Source organism: Caldivirga maquilingensis IC-167, from assembly GCF_000018305.1.
GTDB classification, from domain to species: domain Archaea; phylum Thermoproteota; class Thermoprotei; order Thermoproteales; family Thermocladiaceae; genus Caldivirga; species Caldivirga maquilingensis.
Map to the genome: position 1 here is coordinate 83,701 of NC_009954.1, position 17,815 is coordinate 101,515.

16 protein-coding genes are annotated in these 17,815 nt (G+C 41.7%); 7 read left to right on the top strand and 9 right to left on the bottom strand.

Going from position 1 to position 17,815, the window contains the following annotated elements:
- The first annotated feature begins 48 nt into the window (after window positions 1-48).
- Both CMAQ_RS00355 and CMAQ_RS00360 read left to right on the top strand, forming a co-directional pair.
- Window positions 49-360, top strand: coding sequence for a hypothetical protein (locus CMAQ_RS00355; RefSeq protein WP_012185143.1), 312 nt, complete (start codon window positions 49-51; stop codon window positions 358-360).
- Complete coding sequence (locus CMAQ_RS00360; protein ID WP_012185144.1) at window positions 360-1,328, top strand: hypothetical protein; 969 nt, start codon at window positions 360-362, stop codon at window positions 1,326-1,328. The genes CMAQ_RS00355 and CMAQ_RS00360 overlap by 1 nt, the downstream gene beginning before the upstream one ends.
- A gap of 5 nt (window positions 1,329-1,333) precedes the next feature.
- On the opposite strand, the gene CMAQ_RS00365 is transcribed toward CMAQ_RS00360, so the two are convergent.
- The 4 genes from CMAQ_RS00365 to CMAQ_RS00380 all read right to left on the bottom strand — a co-directional run bounded on the left by CMAQ_RS00365 (window position 1,334) and on the right by CMAQ_RS00380 (window position 5,205).
- The gene (locus tag CMAQ_RS00365) at window positions 1,334-1,813 is read right to left on the bottom strand and encodes a hypothetical protein (protein WP_012185145.1); all 480 of its coding nucleotides are present in this window, start codon (window positions 1,811-1,813) and stop codon (window positions 1,334-1,336) included.
- Window positions 1,814-1,853: 40 nt separating this feature from the next.
- Window positions 1,854-2,462 (bottom strand): DUF2848 domain-containing protein, encoded by a 609-nt coding sequence (locus tag CMAQ_RS00370; RefSeq protein ID WP_012185146.1) that lies wholly within the window; start codon window positions 2,460-2,462, stop codon window positions 1,854-1,856.
- Window positions 2,463-2,530: 68 nt separating this feature from the next.
- The gene (locus CMAQ_RS00375; protein ID WP_012185147.1) at window positions 2,531-3,937 is read right to left on the bottom strand and encodes an aldehyde dehydrogenase family protein; all 1,407 of its coding nucleotides are present in this window, start codon (window positions 3,935-3,937) and stop codon (window positions 2,531-2,533) included.
- Window positions 3,938-4,017: 80 nt separating this feature from the next.
- On the bottom strand, window positions 4,018-5,205 hold the full coding sequence (locus CMAQ_RS00380) for a mandelate racemase/muconate lactonizing enzyme family protein (protein WP_012185148.1): 1,188 nt from the start codon (window positions 5,203-5,205) through the stop codon (window positions 4,018-4,020).
- A gap of 459 nt (window positions 5,206-5,664) precedes the next feature.
- On the opposite strand from CMAQ_RS00380, the gene CMAQ_RS00390 reads away from it, so the two are divergent.
- The gene (locus CMAQ_RS00390) at window positions 5,665-6,534 is read left to right on the top strand and encodes an SMP-30/gluconolactonase/LRE family protein (protein WP_012185149.1); all 870 of its coding nucleotides are present in this window, start codon (window positions 5,665-5,667) and stop codon (window positions 6,532-6,534) included.
- Window positions 6,535-6,565: 31 nt separating this feature from the next.
- Here CMAQ_RS00390 and CMAQ_RS00395 read toward each other — a convergent pair whose 3' ends face one another.
- Complete coding sequence (locus CMAQ_RS00395) at window positions 6,566-7,231, bottom strand: NADPH-dependent F420 reductase (RefSeq protein ID WP_012185150.1); 666 nt, start codon at window positions 7,229-7,231, stop codon at window positions 6,566-6,568.
- 291 nt (window positions 7,232-7,522) lie between these two features.
- On the opposite strand from CMAQ_RS00395, the gene CMAQ_RS00400 reads away from it, so the two are divergent.
- A complete protein-coding gene (locus CMAQ_RS00400; RefSeq protein WP_012185151.1) occupies window positions 7,523-7,876 on the top strand; it encodes a hypothetical protein in 354 nt (117 codons plus the stop codon).
- A gap of 50 nt (window positions 7,877-7,926) precedes the next feature.
- Here the strand turns inward: CMAQ_RS00400 and CMAQ_RS00405 are convergent, their stop codons facing one another.
- Complete coding sequence (locus CMAQ_RS00405) at window positions 7,927-8,880, bottom strand: ROK family protein (RefSeq protein WP_012185152.1); 954 nt, start codon at window positions 8,878-8,880, stop codon at window positions 7,927-7,929.
- Window positions 8,881-8,884: 4 nt separating this feature from the next.
- Window positions 8,885-9,676: a sugar isomerase domain-containing protein gene (locus CMAQ_RS00410; protein ID WP_012185153.1), complete on the bottom strand. Its 792-nt coding sequence runs from the start codon at window positions 9,674-9,676 to the stop codon at window positions 8,885-8,887.
- Between the two features lie 152 nt (window positions 9,677-9,828).
- Here CMAQ_RS00410 and CMAQ_RS00415 point away from each other — a divergent pair, with 152 nt between their 5' ends.
- Window positions 9,829-11,976, top strand: a complete 2,148-nt coding sequence (locus tag CMAQ_RS00415) for a beta-galactosidase (RefSeq protein WP_012185154.1) — start codon at window positions 9,829-9,831, stop codon at window positions 11,974-11,976.
- 354 nt (window positions 11,977-12,330) lie between these two features.
- Here the strand turns inward: CMAQ_RS00415 and CMAQ_RS00420 are convergent, their stop codons facing one another.
- A complete protein-coding gene (locus tag CMAQ_RS00420; protein WP_012185155.1) occupies window positions 12,331-12,957 on the bottom strand; it encodes a membrane protein in 627 nt (208 codons plus the stop codon).
- A gap of 139 nt (window positions 12,958-13,096) precedes the next feature.
- On the opposite strand from CMAQ_RS00420, the gene CMAQ_RS00425 reads away from it, so the two are divergent.
- Window positions 13,097-13,813 (top strand): hypothetical protein, encoded by a 717-nt coding sequence (locus CMAQ_RS00425; RefSeq protein WP_156769794.1) that lies wholly within the window; start codon window positions 13,097-13,099, stop codon window positions 13,811-13,813.
- 278 nt (window positions 13,814-14,091) lie between these two features.
- Window positions 14,092-16,059 (top strand): molybdopterin biosynthesis protein, encoded by a 1,968-nt coding sequence (locus CMAQ_RS00430; RefSeq protein ID WP_012185157.1) that lies wholly within the window; start codon window positions 14,092-14,094, stop codon window positions 16,057-16,059.
- A gap of 10 nt (window positions 16,060-16,069) precedes the next feature.
- Here the strand turns inward: CMAQ_RS00430 and CMAQ_RS00435 are convergent, their stop codons facing one another.
- Window positions 16,070-17,794: an MFS transporter gene (locus tag CMAQ_RS00435; RefSeq protein WP_048062562.1), complete on the bottom strand. Its 1,725-nt coding sequence runs from the start codon at window positions 17,792-17,794 to the stop codon at window positions 16,070-16,072.
- Between the last annotated feature and the right edge of the window lie 21 nt (window positions 17,795-17,815).

Sequence of the window (17,815 nt, forward strand, 5' to 3'; positions counted from 1 at the left end):
TCTATTTGAATGCATAAAGCTTATTTAACCTAAGTGCGGAGTCCTCATGTGGCGTTCAGTGATTTAGGTAAGAAGCTGCGTGGATTACTTAAGGATACTGCGTGGATATTTAAGAGGGCTAAAAAGCCTGATAGGGAATCATACTACACCATAGTTAAATTAAGTTTACTAATAATATTCGTCCTTGGGTCATACTCACTTATCTTCAGTTTCCTGGGTTATGCATTAACGAGTAGATCATCATTACTCGTCGTACCTTACCCTGAGAACATAATAATAATAGTAACCATAGTAATCATAATAATAGCCGCATTAGCCTACCTACTGGTAACAACTAGGAGTATTGGTAAAGGTCGCTAATGACCATACTTGAACCAGGCATATTAATGTTCAGTAATGAGTTACTGAACCAATACGCACTGCATGTTATTGAGAAAATTAATGAAATTAAACCACTTAATGCTATTGATGAATTAATGTTAAGCATGATTGGGGTGAAGAGCGGTAGCTTATTAGCTAATGCACTCATGTGGCCTGGTCCAATGCCTGAAATCAACCTTAACTCACTAAACCCCTGTGAAGCCTACCCGCTGGCTAAGATACTTCTATTAAATTGGCCCGCTGGTTTTAATTTAAGTGAATTAAGGTTAATGAGGGAAAGAGCACTAAGGGAGTGCCCTAGTGACCTTGATAAGCTGCAGTTAAGGTTAATTAAGCATAATGATGCCATTAGACTCCTCACTAAGCTATACTATAATGCTGTTACCGGTAAACGTAATGAATTAGATTTACCAGGGTTAATTTACGCACTTACTGTATATGGATTATACGACAAGGCCCTTAGGTTACTTAAGCTTAAGGCGCCTGAGGTCATTAGTAATCCCTTAATGATACTTAGAATACTGTTGAGGGGATTCCTGAATATTACACCCTGGCATAGGGGTCTCATATTATCCACCAGTATACTGAATGTTTCAGATTGGGCATTAGTTACCGTTAGGTACAGGAATAATACCTGCATAATTACTCAGTTTAAGAGCCTTGAATCCCCATACACGGTCTCCAACTGCACCGTTCAGGTTGAGGGTGGTAGATTAGTTGTTGAGAATACTGAACCAGTAATAAGCCTTAAACCACTGATTGTTGAATTAATAATGAAGTCAAGCAACTGGGGTGTGGTATTCATAGCCAACAACACCAATAACCCTATCACATATGAACCAAGGGCGAGAAACGGGTGCTTAATTAAGGCTAAGGATTATGAAACCAATGAGTGCAATGAACTTTACCTTGACGTAGGTGAGTACGCATCAATACACTTTACGTGAATTAATCATGAATTAGCCCTACGCCTACGACCAAGCACAAAACCAACCACTGCAGTGATTATACCTAGTATGAATAGTATGCCGCCTAGGAGTATTAGGTAACCTGATGTTATGAATGGGCTACTTGCCGCTGAGGTTGAGAAGGACTTATACCTAAGCATTATATTAAACGTGCAATTATTCATTATGTTTATCGTGGATGTTTGATTATAAACTATAATGGTTATATTGGCTGTTGTCCTGGAGGCGTACGGTACTGGGCTTGGTGAGATACATGATGCGTTACTGGACTCTATTATGAGTACTGAGGTTGGGTAGATTGAAAGACTAATGAAGTTTCCTGGACTTAATGATGATAGTGGAGCATTCTTTAATTGATTAAATAGACTTAAGGCACTATTAGTTGCCGTGACGGATCCTATTATAGCTAATATAAGGCCTATGACTAAGACTATTACTCCAGATACCGTAATTTTATTAACCATAATGGTTTAGCCTAATTAGGGCTAATAAATATTTCTGAAATTAATCAACCCAATAGTAATGCTCAATGCTTCTTTTACTTGAATTATCAATCATTGATATTTCATAGTAATTACTGACCACGTATTCCTCAGGCATTATTCTACGTTCAACCACAATAACCATGTTCCTAGGCTCCTCCACGGTATCCTCAATCATCTCAAGTACAATACTGGGCTGGGGTAATTCCTTCCCAGTGAATTGTTGAGCAATCTTCTTCTCATCATTGATTATAGCCATATTCCTTAACTCAATTAAATCCCAGTGATCCTCAATATTCTCAAGTGACCAAGCCCTACGGGCGATAACCTTAGGGTAAGTGTGCTTACCTGATATTACGCTGCACCTCTCAGCATCAGGGTCTGTGTGGTCACTGGCAACTGTTATGAATACATCCTCCCTATTCTTAATGAGTAAGGCGTAGGCTATGTTACTGCCGTATGATGCCGTGATTTTCTTAACGTAGTTACTCGTGGTTATTAAGTATGGTTGAAGGGCTATTGTTGATATGCTTCCTGAATCCTGCTGAACCAATAGGAGTGAACCAACCGTTATCTCAATATCCTTCTCAGTTCTATTACCGTACTCTGCAATAATGTTTACTCTATGCATCAATACACAGACGCAGTCCGGTTTATAAACTATAATGCTAATTTAACACGTGAGGATTAGGCTTAACTTCAATCTAATGTGTAAGATATAACCTTAACTTCACTCATCTCAATCATAGTATCCCTAACACTCTCACGTCCAATACCAGACTTCTTAAATCCACCAAAGGGTAGGTTATCAAACCTGAGCCTAGTGGTATCATTAATGAATATGGTTCCTGCCTTAATCCTAGTGGCTAACTTATATGCCCTTGAGAAATTCCTACTGAATATTGATGCGTCAAGCCCATACTCAGTCCTATTGGCTAATTCAACAGCCTCATCATCATCCTTAACCCTAGCAACAGGTAATACTGGGCCGAAAACCTCCTCAATCCACACCGCTGAGTTAAACGGAGCCTCCAGTATTGTTGGTGGATAATAGAACCCCCTTTCCGGAACCCCACTGACCCTATATATGATTCTCCCACCCTTACTTAAAGCATCATTAACGAAGAACTCCATAGTCTCCACAGCCTCCCTACTTATTAATGGACCAACATCAGTATCCTCCCTTAATGGATCACCTATCTTAAGTTTCGAAACACTCTCAGTAAGCCTTTTAATGAATTCATCATACACCTCATCCCTCACTATTAACCTCTTGGTGGCATTGCAGAATTGCCCAGCGTAATCAAACCTACCCACTGTGGCTGCTTGGACAGCCTTATTTAAGTCTGCATCCTCCAGGATTATCATTGCATCACTACCGCCAAGCTCCATAATAACCCTCTTACCCATTAATATTGCCCTACTGGCTAAATTAAGACCAACCTTAGATGAACCAGTGAACGTTATTAATGATACCTTAGGGTTATTAACGAATTCATCACCAATCATTGATGAATCACCAGTAACCACGTTAATTGAACCCTCAGGGAACCCCACCTCAGTAATTATCTTAGCTATCTCAGTTTCCGTTAATGGTGAATTCCTACTCGGCTTAAGAACCACAGTATTACCTATTGCCAAGGCTGGGGCAACCTTATGAGCCATACTGTCTGGTGGAAAATTAAAGGGTGTTATAGCACCCACCACACCCACTGGTTCCCTTCTAATGAAGGCTATTCTCTTCTCATTACCTGCCGGGTAATCATAAGCCTCAAGGGGTATGAATTCACCGGTTAAGACATGGGGTAATTCCTGGGCTGCTAATTCATAAATCCTAGCCGTCCTCTCGAGGATTAACCTAGTGCTCTTAATTGGTCTACCAATCTCCCTTGTTAGTAACCTAGCTAACTCCTCCTTACGTGCCCTAATAGCCTGAGCAACCTTCATTAGTAGCTTAGCCCTCTCGTAGGCCGGTATCGACTGTATCCTGGGTAATGCGTCATATGCCTTACTTATTGCATCCCTAACTTCATTAATACTCATGTCCGGTACATAGGCTAAAACCTCACCGGTCGCTGGTTCATATACTGGGATTTGACGCTGCATACATTAGTTACCTGCCTTGGTTTAATAACATTATCTTCATTTAATTCCAATTCGTATACCTTTAAGCCCACGTAGTCTCACTAGGAGCCACCAGTGGTCCCCTTAACAATCCACGATAAACCACCCTTAATGGTAATCTCAGTCTCATTAATCCTAAGCCTCTCAATAAGCTTCTCATTAACATCAACCCCTAAACCAGGCTTAGTGGGAACCTTAACGTAACCATTCTCCACAGGCATTGAGTCACCCACAAGATCCCTCTTCCACTGGGGCCAGTAATCGTAGAATGATTCCTGAACGGCGAAGTTGGGTATTGATGCATCAAGCTGTATTGTGGCTGCGTGGAGTATTGGGCCGTTAGCGTTGTGAAATGCCATGGGTACACTGAAGGCTTCAGCCATTATTGATGCCTTTCTAGCTTCAGTTAGGCCACCGAATCTGCCCACATCAGTCTGTAGGTAATCAACAAGGCTGAGTTTAAGGTATTGAATTAAGTATCCCTTATTAATTATGCGTTCACCTAAGGCAACCCTAATTCTAGTACTGTTCCTAAACCTAATTAAGCCCTCAATATCCTCTGGGTGAACGGGCTCTTCCATGAATAATGGGTTATAGGGCTCCAAAGCCCACGCTGCCCTAATTGCTGACTCAGCGTTAAACCTACCGTGGGCTTCAATGAGTATGTCCACTCCATCACCAACAGCCTCCCTAACAGCCTTAACCCTCTCAGCGGCATCCTTAATGCCTGCCGAATCAATCATGTCGAAGTATGGGCCAAAGGGGTCGAATTTAAGAGCCGTATAACCCCTCCTAACAGTCTCCTTAGCCTTCTCAGCGAAATCCTCAGGCTTAACTGCATTTGAATACCAGCCATTAGCATAAACCCTAACCCTATCCCTAGTTAAGCCCCCAAGCAACCTATGCACCGGTGCACCAAGCTCCCTACCTATTATGTCCCATGAAGCAATATCAAAAGCACTATAGGCGGCTGTGGACTCTAGGGAAACAGGCATATTGAAGTCCTGTCTATACCACTCAAGCCTATTACCCTCAAGGTTAAACACATCCCTACCCCTCATGACACTGGATAATACCTTAATTAATTGAACCAATGCATTAACTCTAATCGAACTAAGAGTTTCCCCCCAACCAACTCCACCATCCTTAGTAACAACCCTAACTAAAACCATATATGACGCCCAAGGCGCTGGGTCATCAGGCCTAGGGTTATATAGTATTATAGGCTCCACTTCACTTATCTCCGGCATGCCTATGCTTCACAATGCGTTTTTTAAACCATTCCGTATGCAACTAAGTATAAAAACGTGGAATCCAATGTTAAGAAGAACATGCATCAATGATGCAGTAATAATTAAGTTAAGGCATAACGCCTCTTTTTCATTAATGGAATTGCCGTTAAAAAGATTAAAGGAGAGCAGCCTAAATTCAAATTGATTCAAGCAATATATTGCATGAGTAAGGAATCACCTAAACCTGAGATTAAGGGATTTACAGGTTACATAGCCTACCTAGGATTACATGAAGGGTACATTAAAGAGTATTACGAAACCTAAATGATTTCAATGATTATACGTCCTCTACTGAAGTTCAATAAACCAATAGAGCTGGTGTTTCAAGCCCAAGGGAATAATCTTAGGTGTTACATTTAATTAATTCATGTGGGTATACAATTTAAAAACTAGGTGAAGGCAGTAAAATTGATCAATATGAGTTCAGAATCCGCAACACCGTTGATTAACTTACCTCGTTCCAGGCTTGGTGAAGGGCCTATTTGGGATCACGTTAATGAAACATTGTATTGGGTTGATATTAATGGGGATAGGGTACACATGTATAAGCCTAAGGATGGTTATGTTAATTCAATTAAACTTGGCCCAATGCCCAGTTGCATCGCACTTAACAGTGATGGTAATTTAGTCGTCACAATTAAGAATAAGGTGATTCTAGTTAATCCTAATAATGGTGTCATTTTAAAGACCCTGGCTAATGTTGATGAAGGTGCTGATAATAGGTTTAATGACTGTAGGTGTGATCCATTTGGACGTTTAGTTGCTGGCACAATGTACATGCCCATGCCTAGGAAGCCTCAAGCATCGCTTTATATTATTGATCATGATTTAAGTGTTAGGAGACTTTTAAGTGGGGTTATGGTTTCTAATGGCTTAACATGGTCACTTGATGGATCAATAATGTACTATATAGATAGCCCAACTAGGAGGGTGGCGGTATACGGTTATGATGTTAAGCATGGTGAATTAACTGGTTTAAGGGATGTAATCGACTTGTCAAACCTACAGGGTAACCCGGATGGTATGACTATTGACTCAAGTGGTTACCTTTGGATTGCATTATGGGGTGGTGGTAGGGTTATTAGGGTTAATCCATTTAATAAAACTATTATTAATTCAATAACAGTTAACGCAAGATACACTAGCTCATGCACTTTTGGTGGAGGTGACTTATCAACATTATTCATAAGCACTGCAATGGGTGAACCACCCCTTGAGTATGAGGGTTACTTATTCACCACCAGTACCAATGTTAAGGGTGTTAGGCAATACATGTGTAGGTACTGAATCCATAATTTAAACCTGATGCTAGTGCCACTCACTTCTTAATAATTACCTTAAATCCAAATAAGTCAGTACCAGTGTTTTCCCATAACCTAAACCATAGCGGTACCAGTAGTTCCATAGCCCTAGCAGCCCTTATATCACCTAAATCCACCACAGTCCTCCAGCCGAACCATTCCTTTAAGATGCTGGTGACAAGCTGCTTAGCATCCTTATTATTCCCGCTCACGAACATATCAATCTCACCTCCCAGTAGCCCAGGATTAACCATTAACCTATAGCTAACGAAGTTAAGGGTCTTAACAACCTTGGATTCAGGGAAGGCCTCCTGAATCCTCTCACCCAGGGACTTACCCTCAGGCATAATCACAGTGGGTTCACCTGAGGAGAAGTCTACGGCGTTAGCAACGTCAATGATTATCTTCCCCTTAAGATTCTCATAACCCGCTGACTTAAGGGCATCTAGGGAGTATAGGCCATTAGTACAATTAAAGATTATCTCGCCGAATTCTGCAGCATCCCTGAAGGTTCCATGGGATGCTAATGATCCATTACTCCTAGCCCAATTCCTAGCAGCCTCATTATCCCTACTACGTGAACCCATGCGAACCTCATTACCTAATTCAACAAGCTTGGTTGCAATAGCTTGACCAACCTCACCAGTACCCAACACACCTATTCTCATTTTCCTCAGGGACATAGCCTATGTACGCATTAGTAATTTAAAAACTTTACAATGTAATCTAATCCCTCATTTGAATAGTCGTCAGGAGACTCAAGGAGACCTACTGCATCACTGCCTTCCTCAGAATTCAAAAATACTCCCTAGAAATAAATGAGGCTTAAGGTTTCTTTCATCTCTTCTATTCATCTATGTGAGTATCTTCATTAAAGTATGGGTAAACTAGCATTGACCTATTGAAGCCGTGCACTAGGTTACTCCTACTGAGAAGCCTCTATATTTATAAATACTTATTTTAGGGTTTAAACTATGTCTCAGGTTAGTATTGATGAACTTAATTGGGGTTTAGTGGCTTGGATAATACCATTAGCTGGTGGAATACTGGGGTTCATAATTAGGCCTGAATCTAATTACGTTAAGCATTGGTCGTATTTAAGTATTGCATTCGGTATAGTGATAATAGTGGTTTCGGTAATACTTGACTTATTGTCCTTAGCAACAATGATTCTTCCACCCTTGTTCATAATCATTAAGGCTTTAAGCATACTGGTAGGGCTTGTCTTCGTGATAATTTGGATAGTGGGGATAATTAGGGAACGTAATTCAATATACTGGAAGCCAGCCTTAATATATGATGTTGCAAAGATGCTTGGATCACCGTAATTAAATCAACAAGATAATTGACTTAATTCACCATCTTTACCGCATCCTCCTCATGCACAATTATTACTACTCATTATGCAGTGGGCCAAGCCGTAGAGGTTAGATAAGTAACCTAACTGTGAAACTACAATTCTGCTTCTCCTAAGGGAGTGTGGTTGAGCTACCTTAACAGACTTCAGAATAGTATTCATGAATCTTCTCCCAATTTCCACCCCCACACCACCACTTAATACTAATACCTCAGGATTTATTAGACTAATTAAGTTAGCCGCAGTAATACCCACTATCGTCGCCGCCTCCTCTAGCACCGGTTTAATTAATGCTACCCCTTGATCAAGCATTTGGAAAATGCAGTGGGCATTGTGTGTGTTACAGTTCCTAATAATGTTGAGGCAGGATTCATCGCGTATACGTAGGCAGTACCTGTATGTTTTCCTGAATAATGCTGGGCCTGATATCTGATCCTCAAGGAATCCTCTTGATGATTTATGCCTAGGTATTCTCCTACTCAGTAACCACCAACCCACTGCCCCTGCAACACCACTACTCCCCCTTAATGGTTTACCGTTAATTAATAATCCAGCAGCCACACCGGTACCAATCATTAATGACACTGCATTGCTCACCCCCCTGGCTGCCCCCTGCCAATACTCACCCATAATGTTGGCAACCCTATCATCAATAATGGTTAAGTTACTTAGATTAAGCTTCCTCTTAATCATTAAGGCAACATTAATATTCCTCCAACCCCTTATGTTAGGTGCCCAAACTAACCCATTCTCCCTAACTATTCCAGGTATGCTGATTCCTACACCAATTAAGTTAACTCCACTAAGACCACTAATGTAGTGTCGTATAGTTTCAATAACTTGATTCACTGCATATTCACCTCCCCTCTCGTCAATGCTTTGAACCCTATAATCCTCAACTTTACCATCACTGTAAATTAACGCTGATGCAATCTTAGATCCACCAATATCAATAACCACAGTTACATCAACCACTCAACTAATCACCAGCAGCTATATGCCTAATATACAATTCCCTATGCCTCCTAAGTATTGAATTCATTCTAGCATCCGCATCAGCATCAAAACCCCTGACTGGGAAAATGGGGATTTCACGGCCTTTATTGATTAGCTTCTCTATTGTGTTTAGAAGAAGCATGTTAGCCACTATGGTGAAGGCTACTGTTGAAAGAGGCCCGACGCGTAGTCTCTTACCCCTTAAATCAATCATTAATGATACGTCACCAGCCGGGACACCAGTATCAATGGTTACATCAGCCACCTCATGTAGCTTCAGATTTAATGGGTGACGCGGCTTAGCTGAATTAGCGTGAGTAAGTGATGTTACCCCAATCACCGGTGCACCCCTATTCTTAAATTGCACTGCGATTTCAACGGATATTGGTGTAGTACCTGAGTGGGAGAACACGATGACGCAGTCCTCCTTATGAACACTGTAATTCTCCATTATCCTACGCCCATACTCAGGTGAATTCTCTATGAAGTCGAATTGAGGATAACCTAAGTCCCCAACCATCCTTAGGAATGATACTAGGGGTAAATCCACTATTGGTATGAAGCCTAATGTTGAACCATACCTGGGGAACATTTCCATTACCGGTATTGCCGCGTGCCCGGAACCGAAGAGGAAGCAGGCATGTTCACTATCAATAGTGCTAGCAATTATGTCACTGGCCTTGTTAATGTTCTGAACTTGAGTACTGGTGATGTGATTAATAATTCCCTGAACATTACTCACCCAGTTACGCCAATACTCATTGGGAACACTCATGAAGGGTCACCTGAACTGAACCGAGGCCTAGATTCCCCGGTTCCATACGTATTACCAATGTTCATTAATCCTTAATTAAGCCTCGTGTATTTAAGCAGTAATTGCAACATATTGTAGTTAACGCATATTAATTTTAACTTATTGGTGGATTAATGTCGTTTCCGGTTTCCGTATGGTATGGTGTAGGTAGCGTTACCCCACTGTTTGATGAGGAAACCATTAAGAGGGATTTAAAGAACATTAAGGAGGCTGGGTTTAAGTATGTTAGGGGTTGGGTTAACTGGAGGGATTCTGAACCAAGACCCGGGGAGTATGATTTCAGTGGAGTCGAGAATCTGCTTAAGACCGCTAACGACATTGGCTTAAGGGTTATTCTTCAGGTTTACCTTGAATTCGCCCCCGATTGGTTACCTAAGCTTCACCCAGACTCACTATACGTCTCTGAGTCAGGCAGCGTTATCATGCCTCAAGGTAGCCCTGGGGTTTGCCTTGACCACCCTGGTGTTAGGGCTAGGGCTGAGGAATTCATGAGGAAGCTGGCTCAAGTAGTGATTAAGTACCCTAACTTCTATGTCTGGGACTTATGGAGTGAACCCAATGTTATTCAGTGGATTTACCAACCCACTGGTTGGCGTGGATTATTCTGCTACTGCAATTACTCTAAGGGTAGGTTCAGGGATTGGTTAAAGACTATATACGGCAACGTTAACACGTTGAATAAGGCCTGGCATAGGAGTTACCTGGAGTTTAATGATGTTGAACCACCGCGTTTCGTCTCCCTTCACTTCGCTAGGGATAACATTGATTGGTTAACATTCAATATAGTTAAGCTTAAGGAGGACCTTGAATGGAGGGTTAAGGTAATTAGGAGTATTGATAATAATCACCCAGTGGTTAGTCATAGTCATGGCGGTACCTCAGTGTTCAGTAATCCACTCTTCGGTGAACCTGATGATTGGGAAATGGCCAGTGTGGTTGATGCATGGGGTACATCATTTTACCCCAAGCACGCAGGTAGGGTTAAGGTTGACCATGTTCTTGACTCACTAGTACTTGATGCAGCTAGGTCAGCGGCATTAGCCAGTGGTAAACCATACTGGATAGGGGAGCTTCAAGCTGGTCAAGGTGTTGGTGGGCTTAAGGCGGTTGAACCAGTGACACCTGATGATGTGGCTCTTTGGATGTGGCAGGCGATTGCACATGAGGCTAAGGCAATTAACATATATCACTGGTACCCTATGATGCTTGGTTTTGAGTCAGGTGGGTATGGGTTAATTAACCCTGATGGTTCATTAACCGATAGGGCTAGGAAGGCTGGGGAAACAGCCAGGGTGATTTACGAGAATAGTGACCTATTCCTAAAGGCTAAGTTAATTGACTCAAGTGTGGCTATACTTTATAATATTGAGTCGTATAAGTGGCTTTGGATTGCTCAAAGGCATAGTAGTGATGTATTATCAAGGTCAATACTGGGTGTTTATAGGGTTCTCTTCAATAGTAATTATAATGTGGATTTAGTATCCATTAGACAGGTTGAAGGAAACTTAATTAGTAAGTACAAGGTGCTTATAGCCCCATTATCACTGGTAATGACCCTTAAGGCTGCCCTAGGTTTAAGGAACTTTGTAAGTAATGGTGGATTACTACTGGTTGATTCAAGGTTCGCAGCGATTAGGAGTGACGGTTACATTGACTCAGGTACACCGGCGTATGGGTTAAGTGAGGTTATTGGGGGTTATGAGGACGGCTACATGAGTGTGGATAAGGTGAACTTAAGAATCACTAGTAATCTAATACCTGGTTTAAAGACCGGTGACTTAATAATTGGTTCTAATTACGTTAGCTGGCTTAATTCAAAGGCTAATGAAGTAGGGGTTAGTGAATTTAACTTAAGTAAACCTTCAATAACCATTAATGATTATGGTAAAGGGAAGGCAATCTACGTGGGTACAAGCATTGGTTTATCCTATGAGGCTAATGGACCAGGGAGTGGTGTTGGAAAATTAATAGAAGGCATCATGAATATTGCCATGGTTCAACCACCTGTTGAAGTTAAGTCAACCAGGGAGGGTTACATTGAGGTAAGAATAATGAGGAGTGGTGCTGATTATTTACTCTTCATAATAAATCACTCCTACGGTGATCAACTAGTTAATGTGAGAATTAATGAGAATGTAATTAATGTGGGCAATGCATCAATTAAGGACCTTGTAACTGGTGCATCAATAAGTATTACTAATAATGAGCTTCAGTTAACCCTAAGGGGTAGGCAAGTTGTAGTAGGGCTTGTGTCTATTTAAATGCTTCAAGCATTCAAGGTAACTCAGACGCACTTAAACCCATGGTAAGGATAGATACTTGAACTCATTACTAAACCCACATTCATGGCTATAGATAAATTTGAGTAGCGGGTAAACGGCTTATTAAGCTGATTAAATGAAGTAATTTTCACATTGCCTTTTTAACACTTGAATCTCATGCTCAGAATTTAATAATTGATAATGCTAGGTTACCTGATTAATTTTAGAGTGTAGTGGACCGGCCGGGACTTGAACCCGGGATCTCCCGCGTGCGAGGCTTATGCGGAGCCTAGCCCTCAGGATCATATTTTTACTCAACCACTATTTTTAAGCTTTCCTAAGACTAAGTCAATATTAAATCCTCAGTAACCCGTAGTTAACTGCTAGGTAAATGAAGAAGAATGCCAATAGGAATAGGTCACTTATCGGCATGATTATTTCCACCGCCCAAAGTGTACCAAGGCTAAAGAGTAATGCTGATAACACATACTTAAGATGCGGTAACCTTATCCTGGATATCTGGTCCTTAAGCGCTATGGTTAAAGCCACAACTACAATAGATGCAATGAGTGTTCCAGTTAATGCTGAGAAGTAGCCCTTGGGTATTAATGCTATTAATACTAAGGCAGCCTCAAAGGCCTCAACAGCAGAGACCGTGAAGACTACGGCTAAATCACTCTTCTCCTCCTCAACATTACCCCTCCTAATCCCCTTAAAGTACCTTCTTGCACTTCTAAGCAGCCTGTAACCGAAGTAGAACAGTATTACCGCTGAAACCGCTAGAACATAATCAAGGGGCAGATACACTATATACCTACCCACTGTGAAAGTAGGTACAAGAACCAGTAATACCCCGGCTACAGCGTAAAGCGTTGGTTTAATACCCTTATATATACCTTGGTAAACAGCAGTCACCGCACCAGCCTCAGAAAGCTCAAGCATACTCACCCCCAATGCCGCTAAGAATATACCCACATTCATAATAGTCTTTAAACATGGTGGTTTTAAATTTTAACCCATTGTACCTTAAGGAGAGAATCATTACGCTTTAAACCTTACAATAAGATTCATGTGGTTCAGTGAGAAAACTTAAAAAATCATCCAGGCTTTATAAATGAGGATGAACAGTAGTAGCGTAATCATGATTAGGAACGCCATATTAATTTACCTACTTGGCTCAATACTACTGGTGATTGTCTTCATGTTGTATATAGCTGGTTACGTCATTAATCAATCTCAATCATACTACATTAACCTAGAGAAACCGTTTTATGTGATAATAACCCTTAATTCACTATTAGCCGTAGCAGTGGCTGTATTAGAGTATACTGGGTTCAGGAGATTATCTGAATTAAAGGGAACCTATAGGTTTGGTGCATATGGTGCAATACTTCAATTAATCTCATTACCATTCTCCATAACCGGAGCCATATATTACATTCAAAGCATTGAGAACACGTATAAGGTTAGTAATATATCAGGGTTCACAATGCAGGCGTTACTTGTTAAGGTTAATTCATTAACATACCTAGGTACCGCTGGTTCATTAATTAACCTAATTGGCTGGCTGCTGGTTTTCGCAATACTTCATAAATTAGGTTCTGACCACGGAAACGGCATCGTGAAGACTGGTTCATTAGCAGCCATAATTGGACTGGCACTGGCAATTAGTGTGACTTCATATGTACCTGTGGCTTATACTTCATATAATGCCATTAATGTTGCATCCGTACTAATATTATTCACGTTACTCATTATAGGGGGCTTAATAGCATTCATTGGTATAATAATGCTCCTAATTGGCTTAACATCACTAGCAAAGGTTATTACGCATTAATTCCGTAGGGGCAATTAACGAAAACTTATATTGATTTAATTAATTAAACTCATTAAACATGGTCACCCTCATAACCTTGAGCGAGCCATGGGAATTTTACACGCAGCTAGGGCTCTCACTGAAATTGCCTCCGAGTTACTTAAATTCACTTGGACTCAAGGATAACATTAGTGTACCTAGTGATTCTAAGAACCATTAATGAACCCGTATTAAGTGGAAGAAAAGAGTCCATAATTAAACTGAAATGATTTATAAAGAGCAGTGAATTGCTGCGTAGCATGCCTAAGAGGGTGATTTTTCATGAACTAAAGACCCCTGAGGAGGCTTTAGCAGTAATAAGTGGATTCATTAAGAGGAGTGAAGTGGAGTACGTTAATTTAGAGGACTCATACATGAGAGTTTTAGCGGAGGATGTTTACGCTAAGGTTGATGTACCACCATTCGATAGAGCCACCATGGATGGGTACGCCCTTAGGGCTGAGGACACTTTTGGCGCTGATGAACTACACCCTGTTAAGCTCAGGTTAAGTAACTTAAGTATTAATGCAGGTGACTCCAATTTACCATTAGTTGAGAAGGGGAGTGCAGTGGAGATTGCGACAGGTGCTCCATTACCCCCAGGGTCTAATGCAGTGGTGCCTGTCGAGTACACTAAGGTTGATGATGGAACATTAACAATCTATAGGTCAGTAACACCTATGGATAACGTAATGTCAGCCGGCTCAGACATAATGATGGGGGAGTTGATTCTTAGAAGATGCACATTAATTAAGGAGAGGGAGGTTGGTGTATTGGCTGCAGTGGGCATTGATAAGGTGCCTGTATTTAAAAGGCCTAGGGTTGCCATAATATCAAGCGGAAATGAACTGGTTAAGCCAGGTTCACTCTTAAGCATGGGTAAGATATATGATATAAACACTTACACTATTGCCCACGGCGTCAGGGAGGCTGGGGGTGAACCATTGTTAATGGGTATTGTTAAGGATGATGAAGCAGAGATGGAGGGGATTATTAGGGATGCCTTAAGCAAGGCTGACCTAGTCCTACTCTCAGGGGGTACGTCAGCTGGTGCATTAGATATAAGCTACAGGGTACTTGATAGAATTGGTCCACCTGGTGTAATTGTTCACGGCCTTAATGTTAAGCCGGGGAAGCCAACCGTTGTCGCCGTTAGTAAGGAGGGCAAACTTGTAGTTGGCCTACCTGGTTACCCAAGTAGCGCATTAATGATATTCAATATAATTGTTAAACCAATCCTAGCTAAGATGCAGTGCCTAAGCCTAACCCAGCCGGTCATTAGGGCTCAAATGGCTATTAGGGTTGAGGGGGCGAGGGGAAGGAGGGGCCTTAACCCAGTTAGCCTAGTTGAGACTGAGAGTGGTGTTAAGGCATACCCTCTACCAGCTGAGTCAGGTGCAATAACAACCTTAGCCTACGCTGAGGGTTACATTGAGATTCCTGAAAATAGGGAATTCCTGGAGGAGGGGGAGTGGGTTAACGTTAGGTTGTTTACCCATCAGTATAAGCCAGCTAACTTATACATAATGGGTAGTCACGACGTGGCCTTAGACTCATCATTAATACCATTACTACCTGATTGGATTACAGCTAAGGTCATTAACATAGGTTCCCTTGAGGGGCTTAAGGCAGCCATTAGAGGGGAGGCTGATGTAGCTGGTATTCACTTAATAGATGAGGAGACAGGTGAATATAATGAACCATTCGTTAGGAAGTATGGTGAGGGAAAGGTAAGGCTAGTGGCAGGTTACATGAGGGAACAAGGCATAATACTACCTAAGGGTAATCCAAGAGGAATCAGTAGCTTCGAGGATTTAATTAGGCTTAAACTTAGGATTGTGAACAGAAATAAGGGTGCTGGAACAAGATTCCTATTCGATAAGTTGCTTAAGGAGTATGCGTTGAGAAATGGGGTGAGCTTCGAGGAGTTAGCTAAATCAATACCAGGCTACTACCATGAGGCAAGAACACATACAGCCGTAGCCGCCGCTATTGCTCAAGGCAGAGCTGAGGCTGGGGTAGGTATTAGGGCAGCTGCTGAAATGTATGGTCTAGACTTCATACCACTGGCTTGGGAGAGATACGACTTCGCAGTACCTTTAAGTAAGTTAAGTAAAGATAGTGTAAGGGTATTCATAAGTGTACTTAAGGATGAGGAGTTTAAGAGGAGATTAAGCTCAATACCGGGTTACAAGACACTAAGTAACACCGGTGAATTCATAATTTAACCATAGATTACTACTCAGTGAAAGGTCTCTTACCGTTTTCACTCTCCAGTAACTTAACTTGATGAACAATATGCTCCCTACCCCTTAAGTACGAGAACACCGCCGCCGCAAACGCCATTACAGCGGCTATGTGGTAGGCGTACTCGAAACCCATAGCCATAGCTGGGGCTATGGCGCTTGGGAAGAATGATGGGTGAGTCACAGCGGCGTAAATGCTACTAGGTAATTGAATACCAGCTTCACTAAGCATGACTTTTATTGGGTCATAACCCATGAATGCTGCGAATAAGGCATAGGCTGGGGGTATTCTTGATAATGCCGCTACGTCGCTTTGAGGAACACCAGCGTTAATTAACGCCTTACTTAGTGATAATGATAATGATGCCGCTGATCCAGCTAATATGAGTGTTAGGAATACTGCGAAACTCATTAATAACCCTATGTTCTGCATGCTTGCCCTTAACCCAGATGCCGCTGACCTATCCTCCTGGGGTACTGAACTCATTATTGAGACTAAGTTAGGGGACTGGAATAAGCCTGAACCAGCACCCATTAGGAGTAAGTCGGCTGCGAATAGAGTGTAATTAAAGTTCATTGAAAGCGTAGTCAGCAGCTCGAAGCTAATCCCCAGTAGTATTGCACCGATTGTTGAAACAACCCTGGCTCCAAACCTATTAATTAATCTACCACCCAATGGGGCAAATATGGCATTAGCCACACTACTCGGTATTAGGTATATGCCAGCCAATAGTGGCGTTTCAGAGTAAGGTACTCCATGCATTGGGAGGTATATTGCCTGCAGTAGTAGTGATAAAACGAATACGTTTGCACCTTGAGCTAGGAACAGGAATAATGCACTTAATACACCGAACGTGAATGGCCTTATCTTAAATAAGTTAATCCTAAGTATAGGCTCCTTAATCCTCATTTCAATCGGTATCAGTAAAGCCAGGAGCAGTAATCCACCACCTATTAGTCCCCATACGGTTGGATTCCCCCAACTCATTGATGAGTTCCCCGAAGGCAGCATACCGAATGTTATGCCTAGAAGGAGAAGGACAAGTGATGCAGCAAGCATTGATGCACCTATGTAATCAACCTTAACCTTCTTAATGCCTAACGGTAACTTATATACCGTTAAGTAAGCCCATATGGTACTGATTATGCCTATTGGCGTATTAATTAGGAAAACCAGCCTCCAGTTAATTACAGCTAATACACCGCCTATAACTAGGCCTATTATGCTACCTGCACTGAAGGCTATGCTGACAATACCCATAGCGACACCCCTCCTGTGGGGTGGGTAGACGTCGGTTATTATTGCGGCACTATTCGTAAACATCATGGATCCACCTAAGCCTTGAATAAACCTGTAAGCAATCATCTGTAATGCTGCCACTAATCCATATCCTGGCACTAAGCCTAGTAGCGTTGAGAGTATTGTGAATACTGCATCACCTATCGTGAACATTCTACCCCTACCATACATGTCGGATAACCTACCCACTATTGGTACAGCCACAGCAACCATTAATGGGTATGAGAACATTAACCAAAGCATTGATGTAAAGCCAAGTGGTGACATTGGATCAACACCAATACCCCTTAATACATCAGGTAACGCTATTATTATTGCTGACATAGTCATTGAAGCCATTAATGATCCCAGGAATGAGTTAACCAGGATTGCCCTCCTCCTCTCCTCACTAATTAGCTCCGATGGCTCATTAGACATATAATTACCGCTTAACACCCT

Coding starts and splice junctions, on each gene's coding strand:
- CMAQ_RS00390 (WP_012185149.1), top strand. CDS start 5,665: ATGAGTTCAGAATCCGCAACACCGTTGATTAACTTACCTCGTTCCAGG.
- CMAQ_RS00410 (WP_012185153.1), bottom strand. CDS start 9,676: ATGAGTGTTCCCAATGAGTATTGGCGTAACTGGGTGAGTAATGTTCAG.
- CMAQ_RS00430 (WP_012185157.1), top strand. CDS start 14,092: ATGCCTAAGAGGGTGATTTTTCATGAACTAAAGACCCCTGAGGAGGCT.
- CMAQ_RS00425 (WP_156769794.1), top strand. CDS start 13,097: ATGAACAGTAGTAGCGTAATCATGATTAGGAACGCCATATTAATTTAC.
- CMAQ_RS00415 (WP_012185154.1), top strand. CDS start 9,829: ATGTCGTTTCCGGTTTCCGTATGGTATGGTGTAGGTAGCGTTACCCCA.
- CMAQ_RS00400 (WP_012185151.1), top strand. CDS start 7,523: ATGTCTCAGGTTAGTATTGATGAACTTAATTGGGGTTTAGTGGCTTGG.
- CMAQ_RS00375 (WP_012185147.1), bottom strand. CDS start 3,937: ATGCAGCGTCAAATCCCAGTATATGAACCAGCGACCGGTGAGGTTTTA.
- CMAQ_RS00435 (WP_048062562.1), bottom strand. CDS start 17,794: ATGTCTAATGAGCCATCGGAGCTAATTAGTGAGGAGAGGAGGAGGGCA.
- CMAQ_RS00380 (WP_012185148.1), bottom strand. CDS start 5,205: ATGCCGGAGATAAGTGAAGTGGAGCCTATAATACTATATAACCCTAGG.
- CMAQ_RS00365 (WP_012185145.1), bottom strand. CDS start 1,813: ATGGTTAATAAAATTACGGTATCTGGAGTAATAGTCTTAGTCATAGGC.
- CMAQ_RS00420 (WP_012185155.1), bottom strand. CDS start 12,957: ATGAATGTGGGTATATTCTTAGCGGCATTGGGGGTGAGTATGCTTGAG.
- CMAQ_RS00370 (WP_012185146.1), bottom strand. CDS start 2,462: ATGCATAGAGTAAACATTATTGCAGAGTACGGTAATAGAACTGAGAAG.
- CMAQ_RS00395 (WP_012185150.1), bottom strand. CDS start 7,231: ATGTCCCTGAGGAAAATGAGAATAGGTGTGTTGGGTACTGGTGAGGTT.
- CMAQ_RS00360 (WP_012185144.1), top strand. CDS start 360: ATGACCATACTTGAACCAGGCATATTAATGTTCAGTAATGAGTTACTG.